General features: G+C 79.7%; 1 protein-coding gene and 1 pseudogene. Both read right to left on the bottom strand.

Translation table 11 applies throughout. The annotated features are described in order from the left end of the window. A partial coding sequence (locus ACME2J_RS22245) for an ATP-binding protein (RefSeq protein WP_495547134.1) occupies nucleotides 1-1444 on the bottom strand: 1444 nt, incomplete at its 3' end. A 15-nt stretch (nucleotides 1445-1459) separates the two neighbouring features. Continuing rightward, nucleotides 1460-1594 (bottom strand): annotated as a pseudogene (locus ACME2J_RS22240) (hypothetical protein); the annotation flags it as partial. Nucleotides 1595-1915 lie beyond the last annotated feature (321 nt).

Genomic DNA, 1915 nt, shown 5'->3' with positions numbered 1-1915 from the left:
GCACGCGGCCGCGGGCGGCGGCGTCGAGCCCGGCGCCGGCGATCTCGATCGCGTCGCGCAGCGTCCGCGCCGCCTCCTCGTAGGCGAGGGTCGCGATCTGCTCGCCGGCCGCGCGGTGCGCCCACTCCGCGACGAGCGCCGGCGGAGCCTCGGCGCCGGCGGCGAGGACGTGGCGGGCGACCTCGGAGGCGGTCGCGCCGCGAGCGGCGAGCGCCTCGCCGAGCCGCAGGTGGAGGCGGCGCCGGCGGACGTCGCTCATCCCCTCGCGCAGCGCGTCGGCGACGAGCGCGTGCGTGAAGGCGTAGCGCCCGGACTCCTCGGCGGCCTCGCGGACGAGCCGTGCGGCGAGCGCGTCCTCGACCGCGTCGAGCACGTCGTCCTCGCCCAGCTCGCACACCGCCTCGACATCGGCGAGGGCGAACCGCTCGCCGGCGACCGCGGCCGCGCGCAGGACGCCGAGCGCAGCCTCGCCGAGGCGCGCGACCCGCTGCGCGATGACCGCGCGGACGGCGGGCGGGATCGCCGTCTCCCCGTCGTCGGCGAGCGCGCGGCGCTCCCCGAGGTCGCGGAGCAGCTCGACGACGAAGAGCGCGTTGCCGCCGGTGCGGCGGTGCACCCGCCGCGCGAGCGCGTCGTCGCCGGCGAGCGGGGCGAGGAGGGCGGCGACTGCGCGCTCGTCGAGCGGCTCGACGGGGAGGAGCCGCACGTCCTCCCGGCGCAGCAGCTCCTCGGCCGCGCGGGCGAACGGCTGCTCGACGAGATCGGCGGGTGCGTCGCGGTACGTGCCGACGACGAGGAGACCGCCGGTCGCGAGCGTGCGCAGGAGGTGGGAGAGGAGGGCGACGGTCGGCGTCCCCGCCCACTGGAGGTCGTCGACGACGAGGACGACGGGCGCCCGCGAGCAGAGCGCCTCGACGGCGGCGCGGACGGCCTCGAAGAGGCGGTAGCGCGCGGTCTCCGGGTCCTCGCCCGCGGCCGGCGCTGCCGCACCCGGCTCGCCGAGCCAGGGGAAGAGGCGGCGCAGCTCCTCGACCTGCGCGGGCGGCAGCGCGCCGGCGGGGAGCGTCCCCGCGGCGAGCGGGCGCTCGAGGGCCTCGGCGAGCGGCTCGTAGGGGACGAGGCCCTCGGCGTCGCAGCGGCCGAAGAGGACGAGCGCCCCGTCGAGGTGCGCGCGACGGGCGAGCTCGGCGGCGAGCCGCGTCTTGCCGATGCCCGGCTCGCCGGCGAGGAGGACGACCCGCGGCGGGCCCTCGCGCGCGTCGGCCCAGGCGCGCTGCAGCGCGGCGATCTCCTCGTCGCGGCCGACGATCGGCGAGCCTGCGAGCGCGGCGACCGGCCCGGGCAGCGGGAGGGCCGGGGGTGGCGCGCTCGCCGTGGCGGCGGCCGGCGCGTCGTCCTGGAGGACGGCGTCGATGACCGCGCGGGTCTCGGCCGACGGTCCCACCCCGAGCTCGTCGACGAGCCGGGTCCGCAGCGCGTCGATGGCGCGCAGCGCGGCGGCCCGGTCGCCGGTCGCGGCGAGCAGCCGGACGAGCTCGCGCTGCGCCGTCTCCGACAGGGCGTCGCCCGCGGCCCGCTCGCGCGCCCATCGCAGCGCGGCGCCGAGGTCGCCGCGCGCCTCCGCCTCCGCGGCGAGGCGTCCGGCGAGCGTGACGGGCGATCATCGCCCGACGGGGTCGTGGACGCCGTGGACCGGGAGGGCGGCGAGGGACGCGATGGTGCGACCCGCGGCAGCGACCGCGCCGCGCACGACGCTCGCGGCGGAGGCGACGGCCGCCACCGAGGACGCCAGTACGCCGAGCTGTGGAGCCGTACCGACCAGGATCGCCCCGGCTGAGGCCCCGCCGAAGAGCGGCGCGGTCTCGTACCAGCCTGGCCAGGACTCGAACGGGGGACGCGAAAATCCGGTGCCGTC

It is taken from the genome of Paraconexibacter sp., from assembly GCF_059438195.1.
This window is presented reverse-complemented; position numbering and strand designations above follow the sequence as displayed.